14 protein-coding genes are annotated in these 17817 nt (G+C 47.2%); all 14 read right to left on the minus strand.

Going from position 1 to position 17817, the window contains the following annotated elements; genetic code table 11:
- Positions 1-11: 11 nt before the first annotated feature.
- Entirely contained in the window at positions 12-1553 is a 1542-nt protein-coding gene (locus BUB85_RS07400) for a sugar ABC transporter ATP-binding protein (protein WP_073107719.1), read from the minus strand.
- Positions 1554-1565: 12 nt separating this feature from the next.
- Complete coding sequence (locus BUB85_RS07405; RefSeq protein WP_073107722.1) at positions 1566-2207, minus strand: DUF2291 domain-containing protein; 642 nt, start codon at positions 2205-2207, stop codon at positions 1566-1568.
- Between the two features lie 150 nt (positions 2208-2357).
- The gene (locus BUB85_RS07410; RefSeq protein WP_073107726.1) at positions 2358-3389 is read right to left on the minus strand and encodes a D-ribose ABC transporter substrate-binding protein; all 1032 of its coding nucleotides are present in this window, start codon (positions 3387-3389) and stop codon (positions 2358-2360) included.
- Between the two features lie 70 nt (positions 3390-3459).
- Complete coding sequence (locus BUB85_RS07415; protein ID WP_073107729.1) at positions 3460-4941, minus strand: FGGY-family carbohydrate kinase; 1482 nt, start codon at positions 4939-4941, stop codon at positions 3460-3462.
- 4 nt (positions 4942-4945) lie between these two features.
- Entirely contained in the window at positions 4946-6346 is a 1401-nt protein-coding gene (locus BUB85_RS07420) for an L-fucose/L-arabinose isomerase family protein (RefSeq protein WP_073107732.1), read from the minus strand.
- A 30-nt stretch (positions 6347-6376) separates the two neighbouring features.
- Positions 6377-7387, minus strand: coding sequence for a LacI family DNA-binding transcriptional regulator (locus BUB85_RS07425; protein ID WP_073107735.1), 1011 nt, complete (start codon positions 7385-7387; stop codon positions 6377-6379).
- 460 nt (positions 7388-7847) lie between these two features.
- The gene (locus BUB85_RS07430) at positions 7848-8918 is read right to left on the minus strand and encodes a LacI family DNA-binding transcriptional regulator (RefSeq protein WP_330392254.1); all 1071 of its coding nucleotides are present in this window, start codon (positions 8916-8918) and stop codon (positions 7848-7850) included.
- A gap of 150 nt (positions 8919-9068) precedes the next feature.
- A complete protein-coding gene (locus tag BUB85_RS07435; protein WP_073107738.1) occupies positions 9069-10343 on the minus strand; it encodes an apiosidase-like domain-containing protein in 1275 nt (424 codons plus the stop codon).
- Between the two features lie 24 nt (positions 10344-10367).
- Complete coding sequence (locus BUB85_RS07440) at positions 10368-12242, minus strand: beta-glucoside-specific PTS transporter subunit IIABC (protein ID WP_073107741.1); 1875 nt, start codon at positions 12240-12242, stop codon at positions 10368-10370.
- A 343-nt stretch (positions 12243-12585) separates the two neighbouring features.
- Complete coding sequence (locus BUB85_RS07445; protein ID WP_073107744.1) at positions 12586-13653, minus strand: LacI family DNA-binding transcriptional regulator; 1068 nt, start codon at positions 13651-13653, stop codon at positions 12586-12588.
- Between the two features lie 51 nt (positions 13654-13704).
- Positions 13705-13932: an HPr family phosphocarrier protein gene (locus BUB85_RS07450; RefSeq protein WP_073107748.1), complete on the minus strand. Its 228-nt coding sequence runs from the start codon at positions 13930-13932 to the stop codon at positions 13705-13707.
- 17 nt (positions 13933-13949) lie between these two features.
- Positions 13950-14867 (minus strand): SufB/SufD family protein, encoded by a 918-nt coding sequence (locus BUB85_RS07455; protein WP_073107751.1) that lies wholly within the window; start codon positions 14865-14867, stop codon positions 13950-13952.
- A gap of 88 nt (positions 14868-14955) precedes the next feature.
- Positions 14956-15678, minus strand: coding sequence for an ABC transporter ATP-binding protein (locus tag BUB85_RS07460; protein WP_073107754.1), 723 nt, complete (start codon positions 15676-15678; stop codon positions 14956-14958).
- A 283-nt stretch (positions 15679-15961) separates the two neighbouring features.
- A complete protein-coding gene (locus BUB85_RS07465; RefSeq protein ID WP_143160676.1) occupies positions 15962-17311 on the minus strand; it encodes a hypothetical protein in 1350 nt (449 codons plus the stop codon).
- Positions 17312-17817: the final 506 nt, after the last annotated feature.

Consider the following 17817-nt stretch of genomic DNA (forward strand, 5'->3'; position numbering starts at 1 on the left):
CTCTCCTTTTCCTAATCCTCTTTGACCTCTTTGTGTGTACTGTGGCCCTTATATGAAGCTAATACCAGACCATCCTCTGTAATCTCTTCGTGCCTGAACTCTCCTGTTTTAATTCCGTTGGAGAGAACGATCACACGGTCTGCGATTGCCACAATTTCCTTCAGCTCAGATGAAACTACCATAATTGACAGCCCGCGCTCCGCATACTGGTTGATGATATCGAACACCTCTGTTTTGGCACCGATATCAATACCGCGGCTCGGCTCATCCAGAAGCAGTATCTCCGGATTGGTAAGAATGCCCTTTCCGATTACCACCTTCTGTTGGTTTCCTCCGGATAGAGAAAGGATCGGAAGATCTTTATCCGCAACCTTAATCATAATATCCTTGATCTGCTTGTCTACATTTTCATCCTCAAGTTTACCCTGAAGCACTCCACCCTTTGTGTAATTCTCCAGGCTGGAAAGGGAAATGTTCTTTTTAATACTCATGGTCTGCACAAGACCTTCGCCCTGTCTGTCCTCCGGAACCAGTGCAAAACCATTCTTAATCTGCTCGTTAATGTTTTTGACATTCATGAGTTTACCATTTTTGCTGATCTCACCGGTGTGTTCCGGTCTCAGCCCCATGATGCACTCGAAGATCTCCGTACGCCCCGCGCCCATCAGACCATAGATCCCAAGGATCTCTCCTTTTTTCAGATCAAAACTGACGTTGTCAAGAAGGTATCCGCCACCTTTTTTCGGGAGTGTCAGATTTTTCACTTCCAGTACCTTCTCCTGCTTCTCCCAGTCGAGCTGACGATCCTTTTTCGGGTAGTTCTTGTCCTGACCCACCATCTTCTCCACGATCCATGGGACATTGATATCCTTCACTTCCGCTCTGGCAACATATTTGCCGTCACGGAGAATGGTCACGTTGTCGCCGATCTGCATGATTTCTTCCAGTCTGTGAGAGATATATACGATCGCGATTCCCGCATCGGTAAACTCTCTCATCAGCTTGAACAGAACCTCTACCTCCTGCTCACTCAGTGAGGAGGTCGGCTCATCCATAATCAGAATCTTCAAGTCATCCTGCAGGAAATTACGGGCAATCTCTATCATCTGCTGCTGTCCCACACGCAGGTCTCCGACTAAAGTGTTGGGATCCATGACATGCTCCAGCTTCTCCAATACTCTCTCTGTCTCTGAGATATGCTTCTTGTTATCCAGTTTGATTCCCTGCATCTGCTCTCTTCCCATGAACACATTCTGGTATACATTCAGATTCGGGAAAAGACTCAATTCCTGATGAATAATTCCGATTCCCCGGTCTCTTGCCTCTGTCGTATCCTTGAAGCTGACCTCTTCGTCTGCCATGTACATCTTACCGGAAGAAGGCTGCTCGATCCCGGCGATCAGTTTCATCAATGTCGATTTTCCGGCTCCGTTTTCACCAATCAGAACGTTCACTTTTCCCTTCATTACATCGTAGGAAACATTGTCAAGAGCTTTTGTACCTGGATATATTTTATTCATGCCCTCCGCATGTAATACTACATTGCTATCCATACACTTACCTCCTTATTCCTCTTTCAATTCTACTGGTGTAATCAATAATGTGGTGTTGTCACTTACTGTGAAGCAGCCCACAAATGAAACGGTCTTACCTTCATAATCTTTTGCTGTGTCAGGACTTACCACAGTCTCCTGGATCAGATCATGAATGCTCTTGCTGACCTGGGCATATTCCTGCTGGTTCGTGTAGTCACCGTATTTGATGAAGGACAGTGAATCACGTACCGCAGAGCCTTTGAATACAGAACCGACCTGTAATTTAATTTCCTCAGACCCATCGTATCCATCTAACTTCACCGTCATCGTTCCCGCTTTACTTTCTGTATCAACTGATTCTACGGTACCGGTTCCTTTTACAACATAACTCAGGTCTCCGCTGGTACCCATAGAGTATTTTCCATATTTATCCGCAAGTGAAGTCAGATCTCCTTTTGCTTCTGTCAAAAAGTCTCCCAGATCCACCGCCGTTTCCTCTAACTCCGGAAGTGCCTGTGAATCCCAGAACTCTGCTACATTATCTCCTGCATTAAACTCCGTCTTTCCGGTAAGCTTGCCCTCTTCACCGATTTTTACTACCTTTATACAACCACTCATCGTTGTCATTACAAGAGCGGTTGCTAACAATAATGAAATAATCTTTTTCTTCATACTCTGCTCTCCTTTATAAATCAACCTTTTTCTTCATTTCAGGACGTTTTTATTCATATATGGGGAGTACCGAAGTACTCCCCATGTCTGTTTGATGTGTTCCCCTTCGCACTAAGCTCGTGCAAGACCTCGCTAAGCTATTCTGGAAGTTTACTGAGCCATGTCGAATTTTGACAGTTTCTCTGCGTTGTCTTTTGTGATTGCGATACAGTCTACTAACTGTTTCTCATCTAATCCGGTTGTACCGTCTTTCAGATAATCATCAGCCTGTTTTACTGCCATACGTGCGATCTCTGCTGCCTGCTGAAGAGCTGTTGCTGTTGCTTTTCCGTCTTTGATCAGGTCTCTTGCATCGTCAGATCCATCCACACCAATTACAGGGATTCCTGCAAGTCCTGCATCCTCAAGTGCTGCTACTGCACCACATAACATCGTGTCATTACCGCAGATAACACCATCGATGTCCGGGTTGGACTGAAGGATTGTACCCATCTTGTCGTAAGCTTCTGTCTGCTCCCAGTTTGCTGACTGCTGAGCTACCATCTCAAACCCATCATACTGATCAATTACTTCATGGAAAGCGTCAGAACGAACACCTGCATTTGTGTCAGATTCTTTACCGAGCAGCTCTACATATTTTCCTTCTTCTCCCATTGCTTCAACCCATACCTCTGCAACTGCCTTTGCACCCTGGTAGTTGTTTGCAACGATCTGGGAAATAGCCTGTCCCTCTTCGTTGATCTCACGGTCGATCAGGAAGGTTGGGATACCAGCTTTGCGGGCTGCTTTTACTGCTTCGATTGTTGCATCTGCACCGGCATTGTCGCAGATGATTGCTGCTGCCTTGTCAGCGATTGCTGCCTCGAACTGCTCCTGCTGTTTTGTAGCATCATCGTCATGAGACATTACTTTTACTTCATATCCAAGATCTTTTGCTGCTGTCTCAGCCACATTTGCCTCGGTCTCGAAGAATGTGTTTGAGTGAGATGGTGTGATAACATAAATGATGTTGGATCCGCCACCTTTGAGGACTTCGTCAGAAGCTTCTGCCTCTGTTGAACCTTCTGCAGCTGTTGAACCGCTGTCAGATGTGGTTGTCTCGGAAGCTTTGCTTCCACAGCCCATCGCCATTGTTGCCACCATTGCTGCACATAACAGTACGCTTAAAACTTTCTTTTTCATCTTTTTTCCTCCTTAAAATGAATTAATAGGTTTATTAGATGCAACAGGGTCTGCCCCTGTGTATCTTAAATTAATGTGTCAGCACCATACTGACAGCTTCCTTCCATCCGCAATATTTCTTTTCCCGCACTTCTTTATCCATGGATGGGGTGAATTTTGTCCGCTGCATCCGGTCAAAGATGCTTGGATCGTATATTTTCATCGCAAGTCCCGCTACATAAGCCGCTCCGATTCCTGACAGTTCTTCCGCGTTCGGAACCTGTACCGGAATCTGTGCCATATCGCTCTGGAACTGCATCAGATACCTGTTTCTCGTCGGACCGCCGTCCACACGGAGTTCTTCGATTGCCACTCCCGAATCCCGGCTCATGACCTCCACGATATCCGTAATCTGATATGCAATACATTCCAGTGCTGCTTTTGCAAGCTCGGCCTGACCTGTGGTTCTTGTGATCCCTGAGATAACTGCCTTTGCCTCGCTGTCCCAATACGGTGCTCCAAGCCCCGTAAATGCAGGAACCAGATAGGTCGTATCCGCCGGATTGGCCGCATTGGCAAGCTCTTCTGTCTCCTTCGCGGAGGCAACCAGCTTCAGGTCTTTCTGCAGCCAGCTGATGACTGCACCCGTGTAATTAATATTGCCTTCCAGCACATAGGTTACTTTGCCATTCATCCCCCAGGCGAGGGAGGTCACGACACCGTGCTCACTGTACACCGGGCTCTCTCCCACATTCATCATGATAGAAGATCCTGTCCCATATGTAGATTTCATCATGCCTTTTTTCAGGCATCCCTGTCCAAACAGCGAGCCGTGGGAATCTCCCAGCACCCCGTGTATCGGAATCGGTTCATCCAGAAAGCCTTCAAAATCGGTCTCTCCAAAATTCGCATTGGAATCACAGACCTCAGCCAGACTCTTTGAGTTTATTCCGAAGATCCCGCAGATTTTGTCATCCCAGGTCAGAGTATTCAGATTGAACAGCTGTGTTCTGGATGCATTGGAATAATCCGTCTTATAAGACTTCCCGCCGGTCAGCTTATAGACCAGCCAGGTGTCAATCGTTCCGAATGCAACTTCTCCACGCTCCGCCATTTCCCGCACACCGTCTGTCTCCTGCAGGAACCACGCGAACTTGGATGCCGGAAAATAGGGTGATAAGTTTATTCCCGTCGCCCTGCGGACTTCCTGCGCATACCCCGCCCGCTCTATCTCTGCGCAGATTTCCTTTGCTCTGGAGCACTGCCACACAATTGCGTCTGCAACTGGTTCGCCGGTCGTCCGATTCCATGCAGCCGAGGTCTCTCTCTGATTGCTGATTCCTAAACATGCGATCTGGTTTTTATCAATTCCAGCCTGCATTACTACATTCTTCACGACCTGCACTGTGTTTGCATAGATCTCATTCAGATTATGTGAGACCCAGCCCTCTTCGTTGATGATCTGCTCATGCGGAAGATCCGTTCTGCAAATCAGAGTACCCTGCTTGTCAAAAAGCAGTGCCTTCGTTCCCTGCGTGCTCTGATCTACGGATAAAACATATTTCTTTTCCATCTGATCATTCTCCTCTTAAATACGCTTTTACGTCTTCCTCAATCGGATCATATAAATCCGGTTTCACACCAATGTACTTACATGCCTCGTAAAGTACCGGCACAACGTCCTTGTGAATCCCAACACAGTGATGAATATATGGGCCTTCCACAATTTTTGCCTCCAGCCTCTTAATGTTATCTACCTCTACCCAGAGATAGGTTCCCATTCCCTTCGGTCCGTCCACACCCTTTGCATTTCCGAGGAGCATGGAGTACTCGCCGTTGTCTCCGTCGAAACGTACCAGAGTCACATCGCCATGCTTTGCCTCCGCAGTAATACTTCCCGGATGCTCAAATGCCAGTGGATATGTCAGCTTTGCTTTTTCTCTTGCCACAGAGATTGGCCATGGTCCGCAATGCTGCAGCAGTTCCCCGTTCTCAATATCCGGGTGGCGGATGGTCCAGTCGGCAAAGAAGCCTCTCGTCTCATCCATTCCCGCTGCCTCCACAAGCAATGCAGTGATTGCTCCATGGATATCCGTCTCACAGACTACCGGGATTCCCTCATCATTTAGAAGTGCATTTGCTGCACACGGCATAATTCCGAGCTCGCTCTGCAGCTGGTTCCAGCACTGAATCGCCGCCGCCTGGCATCCGTATTTGTCAATCAGATTCTTCATGGCAACCTTCAGAGCTGCTACGTTCTCAAGTTCTTCGTCCTTGATCATGATCTCCATATTATCTCTGCAGTACTGCATTACCTTCGCTACTTCTGTGCCCTCTTCTTTTGCCTTCTTCACTTCATCTGTCAATTCCGGCATCGGAATCGGAGATAACTGAATGTTGAATTTTTCTAACAGCTCGCCCTCGTTACACATGGTTGTCCAGAAGTCGAACGGTCTTGTTGAAATCTGAAGAATCCGGATGTGCCTGAAGGTCTTCACGACATTACAGACTGCCATAAAATCCTTAAGTCCTCTCTCAAAAACGGGATCATTCAATCTGCAGTTTGTCATATAAGTGAATGGAATGCCAAATCTTCTCAGTACCTTTCCTGTTGCGAACAACCCACACTGCGTATCTCTCAGACGGACACCGTTCTCATCCGGTCTCTCATCCAGCGGTCCCCATAAAAGTACCGGAACATCTAACTCTTTTGCAAGTCTTGCGCATTCGTACTCTGTACCAAAGTTGCAATGCGGCAGGAACAGACCATCGATTTTTTCCTGTTTGAATTTTTCTGCAATCTTATACATATCTTCATCATTGTAGAGCAGCCCTTCTTCATTGATATCCGTGATATCCACGAAATCTACTCCCAGTTCCTTCAGCCTGTCTGCTGTCAGCCCTCTGTACTTGATCGCGTCCGGTGCGCTGAAAATACTTCTGCGTGTCGGGGCATAACCCAATTTGATGTGTGCCATTTTCATTTCCTCCGTTTGAATCTATATTGTCTACACCATTTTATGAATATCCTTCACACTGTCCCGCTCGATAAAGTCTGTGCAGACACTGATCTTGGATTTTGATCTGTTCATCTGATTGATGATCTCATGCAGCTTTCTCACTGCAATTCCGCCCATCTCCGGTTTTGACACGCGAATCGTTGTCAGCCGCGGAGAGACGATCTCTGAAAATGGAAGATCATCAAATCCCGCAATGGAGATATCGTCCGGTATCCGATATCCGGATTCCTGAAATGCTTTCATCGCACCGAGTGCGATCATATCGTTATCTGCAAAAAATGCAGTTGGGAGCTCCGGCCTGTCCTTGAGAATTTTTAACATCTGTCTGTACGCTCCATCCATCGTCGTATCCAGAGTAAAACAGTACTTTTCCTCCGCCGGAAGACGGGCATTCTTCAGCGCTCTCCTATATCCGTTGGCTCTTCCCTTAAACGCCTGTATACGGAAGTTCCCTTTCAAATATCCGATCTTCTCATGCCCTTTCGCGATCAGATACTCTGTCAGCACTCTGGCGGAATCGTCGTTGTCAATCAACACGCCATCGAAGCTCATCGATGGATCAAAATAGTCAAATAATAAGAACGGACACTTCGCGTCCTTGTAAAGTTCAATGTCATCCTCCATCAGTTCCGTTCCCAGAAGAATCACCGCCGCATCCGTATCCCGGATCAGCCAGTGTACCTGCTCCTCATAGTCTGCTGCAAACCTGTCCAGATGACAGATAATCATCTCATAGCCAAACTTGCGACATTCTTTCTCCGCTCCGTCAATCAGTAAATTAAAAAAAGGAGAATCATCAATAATTGCACCCGTACGCTTATATATCACAAACTTCACTTTCGTAATCCGGTTCTCTGATATGTACCCCATCTCTTTGGCGACCCTCCGAATCTCGGAGGCGGTTTTTTGATTGACACCTTTCTTATTATTCAACGCATTGGAAACAGTGGCAGGTGAAAATCCTGTAGCTTTACTTATACTTTTTATGCTTATTTTCATCTGCTCTCCTCCCTGTCGTACCCTATAGCCATAGTATAAACGTTTTATGTAAATATTCAATATATTTTTTTATATATATTTCGTTTTTGTATACTTTTCACCTATTTTACGTACGCTTTTTGTATAATTTACCTATTGTTTTTTAGATTTTTTTAGTTTTTATTGTTTTTGAATGCTTCTGTATATAAACGTTTATGTAAATTTTTATATAAATGTTTTTGTATCGTTTTATGCATACATTTTTCTCTGAATTTCGGAAGTTCCTTCCCTTAAAAACTAAAATCCGCAGCAAAAAAGACCCGTTCCGGGTATGTACCCCGGCAGGTCTTTCTTTCCTGTCATTCTATTCATTCTTTATCCTGGTCAAGCGAATACTCGGAATCCGCTTTGCCACTTACTCATAACCTGCGCTGCTTTGTCACTTTCTCATAACCTTGCGCAGCTTTGCTGCACCCCCGCTTTATTCCCCGCTCCGTTCTCTCGTCTTGCTGATATCGCGGACACTCTCCCGCTCGACAAAGTCTGTGCATACACTGATTTTTAATTTACATTGATCTGTCTCGTGTATCATCTCGTGTATCCTCCTGACAGCAAGGGCCCCCATCTCCTGTTTCGAGACCCGTATCGTCGTCAACGGCGGTGTGTTGATCTCGCAGAACGGCAGGTCATCAAAACCAATCACCGACACATCCTCCGGGACACGAATCCCAGCCTCTTGCATCGCCTTGATTGCTCCAAGCGCGATCACATCATCATCCGCAAAAAAAGCGGTCGGAAGCTTTGGCTTTCCCTTCAGAATTTCTGCCATCTTTCTGCGCGAAGCCTCGATCGTCGTATCCAGGGTAAACGTATACGCGCTGTTTGCCTCCAGGCCATGATTCATCATTGCTCTGGCATATCCGACTGCACGGGAACGGAACGCCTTGATCCTGAAGTCTCCCCGCAGATATCCGATTTCTCTGTGCCCCTTGCCGATCAGATACTCTGTGGCAACTCTGGCCGAATCTGCATTGTTGATCAGCACTCCGTCAAACATCATATTGGAGTCAAAACTGTCCAAAATCAAGAATGGACACTTGGTACTTCGGAATCCCACCAGATCCCCCTCCATCACTTCCGTTCCCAGAAAAATAATCGCGGAGGTCGTGTCATTGACCAGCCATCGGACCTGCTCCTCATAATCATCGTCCCTTCGATCCAGATTGCAGATTGACATCTCGTATCCCAGTTTGCGGCACTCCGTCTCCACGCCATCAATCAGGAGCGGGAAAAAAGGGGTGTCATCTATAATCTTTCCATTTCTCTTATAGATGACAAACCGGATTTTTGTAATGCGGTTTTCGGATATGTAGCCCATCTCCTTCGCTACCCGGAGGATCTCCGCCGCCGTATCCCTGTTGACTCCCCGCTTGTTGTTCAAGGCATTGGATATCGTCGCCGGCGAAAATCCTGTTACCTCGCTTATCTTCTTAATGCTCACCTTCATCTCTCCACGTCCTTCGTAATATCCGCTCTCCCTGCTGCGTACCACCGGGAAAACTGCCTCTCAGATTCCTCGGAACTTTTCAGTCACAATGTTGTGCTTTTTCTATAGTTTTTATTTTACCATATTTTTCTTAAAATAGAAGACTTCCCTGCAAAAAAAGAAGGCTCACACCCGGCCTTCTTCTTTTAAAACACGTCATTCCTTTATCGCAGCGATCAAAACATCTTCCGGAAATGAATGCATCTGAATCGTACTCACTCCATTCTCTGTTTTTACTGTACCAAATGCAGTATTTCTGGTGGTCAGATCCGTGATCCGGATCCGGTAACCAGACAGGTCTGCCTGCACACGTACATTCGTATTGGACGGGACATAGATCAAATAATCTCCATCTATATTTCTTCCCATGCGGATGTCACGTGTGTCATTCAAAATCAGATGGGGCAGCGGCTCAATCTCGCTCACGCCATATCGCTCCATCAGATAATGGATAAACCCATAATCCCACGCCCCTGGAAGTGCCAATGCGTCCTCCCATGGCAGTGCTTCGTCGAACCCTTCTCCCAGCACCGGATTCTTCGGTTTCCCGATCTCGTGCCAGTTCCAGATTCCGTGTGCTCCATAGGTCACCCCCGCGCAGGCTCCAGACAGAATGCTCGTCCAAGCCGCCTTGCGGACATCAAACTGAGAAAAACGTCCATATACCTTCCGGCTGTACCCCATCTGCTCATAGCAGGGTTCGGAGTTAAGCATAGGTTTTTTTGGATATTTTTCCCTCATGCTCTCCGGCAGGATGTACGCCATGTCCTGTTCCGCCTGATTATGACCGGACTGGAACATGTAAAAATCAATCTGATCCAGGAGGTGCTCTGGAAGTACGTCGTAGCCGCGCTTGATGTGCATGCCTTTCAGTGAATCTGGGCTCAGCTCGCACAGTCCGTTCAGAACCGTGCCATAGTACCGGACAGCCTCCTCCGTATCGAAATCCGTATCCCCACTGACGATATAGAGCGGATCAAACTCATCAAACTCCTCTACGACCTTCTGTGTATAAACCGGGAGAAAATCTTCCGGCATGACGTTGGCTGCCACAATCCTGCTGCCCCATGTCCCCGGCACATAATTGAGCCAAAGTACAACCAACGCGAGATGAAACCCTCTGTCCACAGCCATCCGGCACATGATCCGCGCCCGGTCGTAGTACTCCTGACAGAATGCACCGTACGTGAATGTCTGGCCGCCGTCCGATGTTGGAAACGGATACACCCCCACATCCGTCATGCAGCGATCCCACTGCGGCAGGGTATTGATCTGGAGCACCGTAAATCCCTGCGCCTTTCTTTTTTCCAGATAATACTCCCACTCCTCGATAGTAACATTCGTGAACGCACTCCAGATGGTATCTGCGAGATAAAAGAACGGTTTGTCATCCGATATAAAATTACTTTTGTTCTTGTCTACTTTCAGCATATTCACTTTCCGCCCTCGATTTCTCTATTTGGCAATGCAGTTCATCAACGCATCACCTTGTTTTGCCACACCGGATTTCTCCTGTATGATTTTCACATAATCATCTGTGTTTGTCACGATCACAGGTGTTGTTGTGTCGAGACCGGCACCCCTAATCAGTTCGAGATCCGCCTCCACAAGCACGTCTCCCGCTCTTACCACCTGACCTTCTTTCACCTTGACGTTGAAGCCTCTTCCTTCCAACGTAACGGTATCCATTCCAATGTGGATCAGAACTTCTGCACCCGCGCTTGACCGGATGCCCACCGCATGCCCGGTCGGATACATCACTGTGACGATCCCATCACAGGGCGCACATACCGTTCCATTTGACGGAATCACTGCCGTTCCCCGTCCGAGCACACCGCATGCAAACGCTTCGTCCTTCACCTCTGCGAGTGGAATCACCGCTCCGTCGACCGGCACCTGCATTGTCTCGTCTTTTACCGCCTTTGTCTTTTTTATCTCTTCTGTCTTTTCCGTCTTTGCTGTATTCCCCTTAACCAGCATATCATCACTGTATCCAAACAGGTACGTCACGATTGCCGCTCCAAAATATGCGATTGCACATGCGATCAAAAATCCCACAAATCCAACTCCGATATAGCCCGGAAGTGTCAGAATACTGGTTCCGATCAGTGCCGGCGTTCCGGTTCCCGCTGCCGCTACAATTGCTCCGGCAATCCCCGAGAACACCGCACCGATAAAGAATGGCTTCTTGAACCGGAGTGTCACACCATAGATTGCAGGCTCTGTGATACCAGCCAATACTGCAGACAGTGCTGCCGGTCCCGCGATCTCTTTCAGTTCTTTGTTCTTTGTCTTCAAAAATACACCAAGTGCTGCTCCCGCCTGCGCCATGTTATTCGGTCCTGTAATCGTAAACAGCGTGTCTCTTCCGTACTCCGCAATGTTGTTCATCACGATCGGCACAAATCCCCAGTGTACGCCAAAGATAACCGCTGCCGGCCAGATCAGACCAAGTATACCACCCGCGATGACCGGATTCAATGCCACCATGCTTGTGTAACCTGATGCGAGAAGTTTGCCGATGGTATCTGCGACCGGTCCGATCACAAGATATGTTGCCGGGACCATGATTATCAGACTCAGCATCGGTGTCAGGAATGTCTTGCAGACCGTAGGAACGATCTTCTTCAGGCCTTTCTCCAGTTTAGATAACGCATACACCGCAACGATAATCGGAATTACCGATGAAGTATAGCTTACCAGAACAACCGGGATTTTCAAAAATGTTATTGCTTCTCCCGCAGAATATGCTGCCGTCATGGCCGGATACAGAAGCGCTGCCGCGATCCCCACCGCTACGAACTCGTTGGCCTTGAACTTCTTCGCCGCCGTAAATGCCAGGAAGAACGGGATAAACGTAAACACGCCGTCCGCAGCCGCATACAGAATCTTATAGGTTCCCATATCCGCGTTCAGCACACCAATCGTTGTCAGGAGGATCAGCAGTGCTTTCAACATACCGGCTCCACTCATAGCGCCCAGCACCGGGGCGAACACACCGGAGACCGTATCCATAAATGTATTTAGCAGACCTTTCTTTTCCCCGTTTTCCTCTTCTGCCGCTCCGCCTTCCTGCTTTAAGCCGGTGTTCTGGAACAGTGCGTCATAGACGTCCGCCACATGACTCCCGATCACGACCTGAATCTGTCCGCCGCTGTTAAGCACAGTAATCACTCCGCTCAGCTGTTCCAGATTACTCTTATCTACTTTTTCATCACTTTTCACTTTGAAACGAAGACGAGTCGCACAGTGTATTACAGAAACCACATTGCCCTCGCCGCCGACATATTTTACAATCTTTCTGGAAAGATCATCATAGTTCTTCGCCATCTTTTTCCTCCTGCTTTCATCCTTTATCTACACATTACATAGCTCCGGTCTTTGCGCTTAACCTTATGCAGATACTTTAACATCCAGATTTTAAAGAAACAATCCCCCTTGGGTTTTTCTGCATTTTGCTGAAAATGGATTTGATTTGTTCCCATTATTTTTTGCGTTTATGTCAAAAATCACAGGGCTTTTAAATTTTATTTAAAAGCCCTGTGATTACTTTCAGTCTTTATTCAATTATGCTCCAGCATAATTGCTGCGAGCGGCTCTGCAATCCGCCGGAGGCTATATCTCAGTGGGAGATCGATACCCACCACCTACTATAGAGGTGGGAGCCATTCTTTCACTGATATATATATTTCATTTTGTCAAACACACTGTCGCCCTCAATCAGCCTCGTCTTGTAATAAGTCCGGACAATCTCCGTCTCTTCATCCTCAATGTGCCGAAGCAGGTGCTTGACCGCCGCAAGATGGCGGTTCGTATGTGTTCCCTTGACCAGTGTCAGATGAAATCCCACCAGTCCTTTCTCTGGAAGTGCATCAAAGCCGATCAGTGAAATATCCCGCGGGATACGCAGCCCATATTCCAGCAGAGCCTTTGTCACCCCCAGCGAGATCACAGAACTCTCCAGCACAAAGGCCGTCGGCCTTCTCCCGTCACTGTTCAGGTAATTCAGCATGGACTCATACACCTCGTCCACCGTATTCCCCAGATGCATGATCCGGTTGGACGCATCCCCGCACTCTCTTTTTGCCATCTCCAGCACAAACGCTTCTCTGCGCTCCAGGAAATTGAAAATATCAATTTTTTCGGCCAGGTACACAATGTAGCTGTGCCCCTTATCTACCAGATAATCGACAGCTCTGCTGATCCCTTCTCTGTTATCAATCAGATAGGCATCCAGTCCCTGTTCATAGTAATTGTTATCTCCCACGACAACGGGAACGCCCAGCTCAAGAAACGGATAAATATCATTCTGTGTCATCTCCGCGCCGATGACATACATTCCTCTCAGCTTCTCTTTCTGCCATTGCCGCATAAGCCGCTCCAGATCGTCCTCCCGCTCATAGAATGTTATGCTCTCGAACCGATATCCCGCGGACTGCACTGCCACGCGCATTTTTGCCAGCAGCGGATGTTCTGTCTTTCCATTCTGGGTCAGCTCACCCGCAGAATCGCTTCGCCCAAGAATTATCCCGTTCTTATTATAATTCATGAACAATACGAGGCCCGTTTGTTCCCGCCGCGCCTTTTCCACTCCGTAAGTTTCGCGCTCCATCTCCTCGACGTAATCCAACACCCGCTGCCTCGTCACCTCATTCACTCCGGGTTTTCCATTAATGGCAAGCGAGACTGTTGCAGTTGACAGCCCCAATGCCTCAGCCACATCCTTCGATTTAATCCGCATGCTCTTCACCTGTAAGAGCACCCGGCCTGCGCCGAATGCTCTCCCCTGATTTTATTCTACGATAAACCTTGACAGTTCTTTCAGAATCTCGCCGCTCTCCTCGGCAATCTTCAGCTCCACCGGTTTCGATAAATCCATACTGAAAATCCCCATTACAGATTTTGCGTTGACGATATAACGCCCTGAGATCAAATCGAAATCCGTATCGTACCGCGCGACCAGTCCCACGAAATCGTTCACATCCTCAACCGAATCCAGACGTATCTTTATCTCTATCATTCCCATTTCCCCCAATTCTATTTTAAGAAACCATTTACAATCTGTTCCTCTGCTTCTTTTTCCGTCAATCCAAGCGTCATCAGCTTGATCAACTGCTCTCCTGCGATTTTTCCGATGGCCGCCTCGTGAATCAGATTGGCATCAATACAGTTTGCCGTCAGCTGCGGGCTCGCCGTAACGCATCCCTGGTCCATAATGATCGCATCGCACTCACTGTGGCCTGCACAGGCAGCGTTTCCATTCATAATGGAAAAGAACTCCTGTCTGGACTCACCCTTCGCCACTGAACGGGAGATCAGATTGCAGCTACTGTTGTCCCCGTTCAGGTCCACCGCAAAATCTGTTCTTGCAAACTGTTTTCCATGTGTCATGATCTTTTCGTGAATCTCCAGCATCGCCCCATCTGCCAGATCGCCTCTCGTCACACGGTTTGTGGAATCAATTCCCTTGATCTGCGTCGTCTCCATATCCATGTGAGCACCTTCTTTCAGGTGAACGACGGTCTCCGGATTCATAATGTTCTCCCCGTTGCCGTCCCCCTCACCGTAATGACGCTCCACATAGCGGACCTTCGCATTCTTCTCAAGATAAAACGTATGCACTCCGTCATGCTTCGAGGTATCCACTCCACAGTTATGGATTCCGCATCCTGCCACAATGGTGACATCCGCACCCTCTCCGATATAAAAATCGTTATAAACGCACTCCTGCATTCCGCTCTGGCTGAGCAGCACCGGAATGTGTACACTCTCATTCACCGTCCCCGGTTTGATGATGATATCAATCCCATCCTTGTCCGTCTTGGTGACAATGTCTATATTCGCAGTTGTATTCCTGCCCAGTTTGTTTCCATTTGCGCGGATATTATAAGCTCCTTCCGGAATCTCATGCAGCCCGGCAACCTGCTCCAACAAATTCTTTTGCACTAAATCCATGTTTCGTCCTGACCTTTCCTACCATACACGCTCCCGTGTACCTCTTAATTTATCCTGCTTAATTTATCCTGTCTGATCCATCTTCCGTCTACAGCTTCTCCTCCAGCGTCTGGCATGCTGAAGTCGTGTGCAGCAGCTGCGGAAGCACCTCTTCGCGGCTTCCAACCTGACGCAGTTCTCCATCCGCGATCACGATAATTCTGTCTGCAATATTCAGAATCCGCTCCTGGTGGGAGATAATGAGAATCGTTCCGTTGATCTCATCTCGCATCTTCTCAAACACCTTGATCAGACTGCTGAAGCTCCAGAGATCGATCCCCGCCTCCGGCTCGTCGAATATAGAAAGCTTTGTTCCCCTGGCCGCGATCATCGCGATCTCAATCCGCTTCAGTTCTCCGCCTGAGAGGCTGCTGTTGATCTCCCGGTCAATATATTCTCTGGCACACAGACCCACCTCCGATAAAATATCACAGATATCTCCCACGCTCATCTCGCGCCCCGCCGCGATCGTGATCATGTCTTTTACCGTCAGGCCTTTGAAATGAACCGGCTGCTGGAACGCAAAGCTGATTCCCTTTTTCGCACGCTCCGTAATGTCCAGCTCTGTGATGTCTTCTCCATCCAATAGTATCTGTCCGCTGGTCGGCCTGATAATTCCTGCGATCATCTTCGCCAAAGTAGACTTTCCGCCGCCGTTGGGTCCTGTAATCGCCACAAAATGATCCTTGATCGTCACGCTGACATTTTTCAGGATCTCTTTGTTCTCCTGATTGTCATCTACTTCATATGTGATGTTCCTTAATTCTAACATGAAAACCTCCTGTTTTTCTTCTGCACTTTCTATCTCGTCTTGTCGTACCGCCGAAGGATTGGCTGCCCGCCAAACCGCCTCGCATATTGTTCCTGAATATCTGGAAAATATGCTTTAAGACGGGCAGGCGACAACACGTGCATTTTATTCTAAACCGTACATTTTATCATACAACTTCTTGACAAAAAATGCAAATAGCAGCCAAGCAAAAAGAAGGACCGAAATGTCCTTCTTTTTGCTTGTATTATGTACTTTGAAACATTAAAAAATCATTATCGCCCTCTTAATACACTGTGTAATAATAATGCATTTCCGTGCTATTATATGTGACGTTTCCAACCTTCTTATAAGCGATTATCTTAGTGTAACATCTCTGCCCTTTTTGTAATGCCTGTCCGCCCACGCTTTTCACATCAAAGAGCCGCGCACTTGTAGTTCCTATCCTTTTGTATCCCGAGTCTTTGCTTGATGACGTATATACTTTATATCCAGTTGCACCTGTCACGGCGCTCCAGGATATCCTGAATCCACCGGATACATTTTTCCCACGCTTTACGTTGTCTGGTTCATAAGAAAAATAATTCTTTGCGGACCAGCTGCTATAGACATCCGCTCCGTTGATTTTCGTAATCGAACGGACTCTGATAGAGTAGAACAATCCCGCTTTCATCTTTGAGCTCGTCACATTAAAAGAATTGGTCGAGGATGTTGCGCGCAGCAGTCTTGTCCCTGCATAATTGTAAACTTCATACTGATAAGAATCAGCCGACGAACGCTTACTGGCCGTAAAATACGCACTATGTGAGCTCGGATAGAACGAAGTGCACTTGACAGATGTGATCTTCGGAGCCACCGTTGGACAGTTTGTCAGCACCTTACCAGATTCAGCGACGATCGTAGTCGATCCGGATTTTTTTACAGCGTGAATTGCCACTATGTATCTCTGTCCTGCAGTCGGAACCTTGACAGTCGCAGACGAAACATCTCCAACATTCTTGAACTTCTTCGTGCTCTGATCTCTGCCATATATCCAATAATAGATTCTATATCCGGTAACGCCAGAAGCTTTTGTCCATGTAAAACGAAGTGTATCGCCTGTTGATGACACGTGTTTAAAATTAGACACCCACGGAAGATTTCCCACCGCACCGGATGGATCAACCTCCAGCTCTGTTTTTGAAGCATCCTCTGTTTTTGTCTTTTCCTCTGACTCTTTCGCCAATTCTTTATCCGTTTTTTCCTCTGTAGGTGTTTTCACAGTGTCTTCTTCCGGTTCTTCAGCCGGTTCCCCAACAACCTCGCTATCCGGTGTTTCTTCCGGTTCTTCGGCCGGTTTCTCTGTTGGATTTTCTGCCGGTTTCTCCGATGGATTTTCGGTCGGTTCTTCCGACGGATTTTCTGCCGGTTCTTCCGACGGATTTTCTGCCGGTTCCTCCGACGGGTTCTCTGTCGGCTCCTCTGTCGGCTCCTCCATCGTCGAGTCCGCCGTAATTGTGTCCTCTGCCACATCAGCGCTCTCTGCTTTCACCTCCGGTACCGTTGTCGTCTCTGCTGCACTCACCATCATTACCTCACTAAATACCATAGATAAGATCAGTGCCATGCAGAGAATCAACTTCTTAACTCTCTTCATCCTTTTCTCTTCCCTTCCTTTTTTTACTGTGTTGCACATTTTTCTGCTAAAAGCATACAAATCACTCAGAGTTTAATCGCTGTCAGGATCCTTGTGAATCCGCCTGTCCGCCAACTCTGATATTGCGGAAAAGGCAACGCAGCTTACTACTTTATTTTTTAAATATATCGTAACTGTTCAGAACCCCCTTGGGGAACTAATTAATTTTTGTACAAAACAGAGAATTTTTAAAACCTGTTTTGCGATATTATTTCGGTAATTGGTGGATAACCAATTGTTTGTGATTGAATAATTTAATTCATTGTGGATTACTCTTTCAATCTTTCAAATAACTCTGATTCAAAGCCAAATTCTATGGCTTTTGAATATATTTAACAACAACTGAACATTGAAAAACATTACTTATCCACAGTCATTTTCACCATAGGTGAATCTATGTGAATTCGCTTTTTTCCTGAGTTTTTAGTACAATGGAGACATAAAACACAAGGAAGAAGGTGGTCTGA

The sequence above is a fragment of the Hespellia stercorisuis DSM 15480 genome (assembly GCF_900142165.1).
In the GTDB taxonomy this organism is placed as follows: Bacteria; Bacillota; Clostridia; order Lachnospirales; family Lachnospiraceae; genus Hespellia; species Hespellia stercorisuis.

Coding starts and splice junctions, on each gene's coding strand:
- BUB85_RS07405 (WP_073107722.1), bottom strand. CDS start 2,207: ATGAAGAAAAAGATTATTTCATTATTGTTAGCAACCGCTCTTGTAATG.
- BUB85_RS07445 (WP_073107744.1), bottom strand. CDS start 13,653: ATGCGGATTAAATCGAAGGATGTGGCTGAGGCATTGGGGCTGTCAACT.
- BUB85_RS07400 (WP_073107719.1), bottom strand. CDS start 1,553: ATGGATAGCAATGTAGTATTACATGCGGAGGGCATGAATAAAATATAT.
- BUB85_RS07435 (WP_073107738.1), bottom strand. CDS start 10,343: ATGCTGAAAGTAGACAAGAACAAAAGTAATTTTATATCGGATGACAAA.
- BUB85_RS07460 (WP_073107754.1), bottom strand. CDS start 15,678: ATGTTAGAATTAAGGAACATCACATATGAAGTAGATGACAATCAGGAG.
- BUB85_RS07410 (WP_073107726.1), bottom strand. CDS start 3,389: ATGAAAAAGAAAGTTTTAAGCGTACTGTTATGTGCAGCAATGGTGGCA.
- BUB85_RS07425 (WP_073107735.1), bottom strand. CDS start 7,387: ATGAAAATAAGCATAAAAAGTATAAGTAAAGCTACAGGATTTTCACCT.
- BUB85_RS07450 (WP_073107748.1), bottom strand. CDS start 13,932: ATGATAGAGATAAAGATACGTCTGGATTCGGTTGAGGATGTGAACGAT.
- BUB85_RS07455 (WP_073107751.1), bottom strand. CDS start 14,867: ATGGATTTAGTGCAAAAGAATTTGTTGGAGCAGGTTGCCGGGCTGCAT.
- BUB85_RS07415 (WP_073107729.1), bottom strand. CDS start 4,941: ATGGAAAAGAAATATGTTTTATCCGTAGATCAGAGCACGCAGGGAACG.
- BUB85_RS07465 (WP_143160676.1), bottom strand. CDS start 17,311: ATGAAGAGAGTTAAGAAGTTGATTCTCTGCATGGCACTGATCTTATCT.
- BUB85_RS07440 (WP_073107741.1), bottom strand. CDS start 12,242: ATGGCGAAGAACTATGATGATCTTTCCAGAAAGATTGTAAAATATGTC.
- BUB85_RS07420 (WP_073107732.1), bottom strand. CDS start 6,346: ATGGCACACATCAAATTGGGTTATGCCCCGACACGCAGAAGTATTTTC.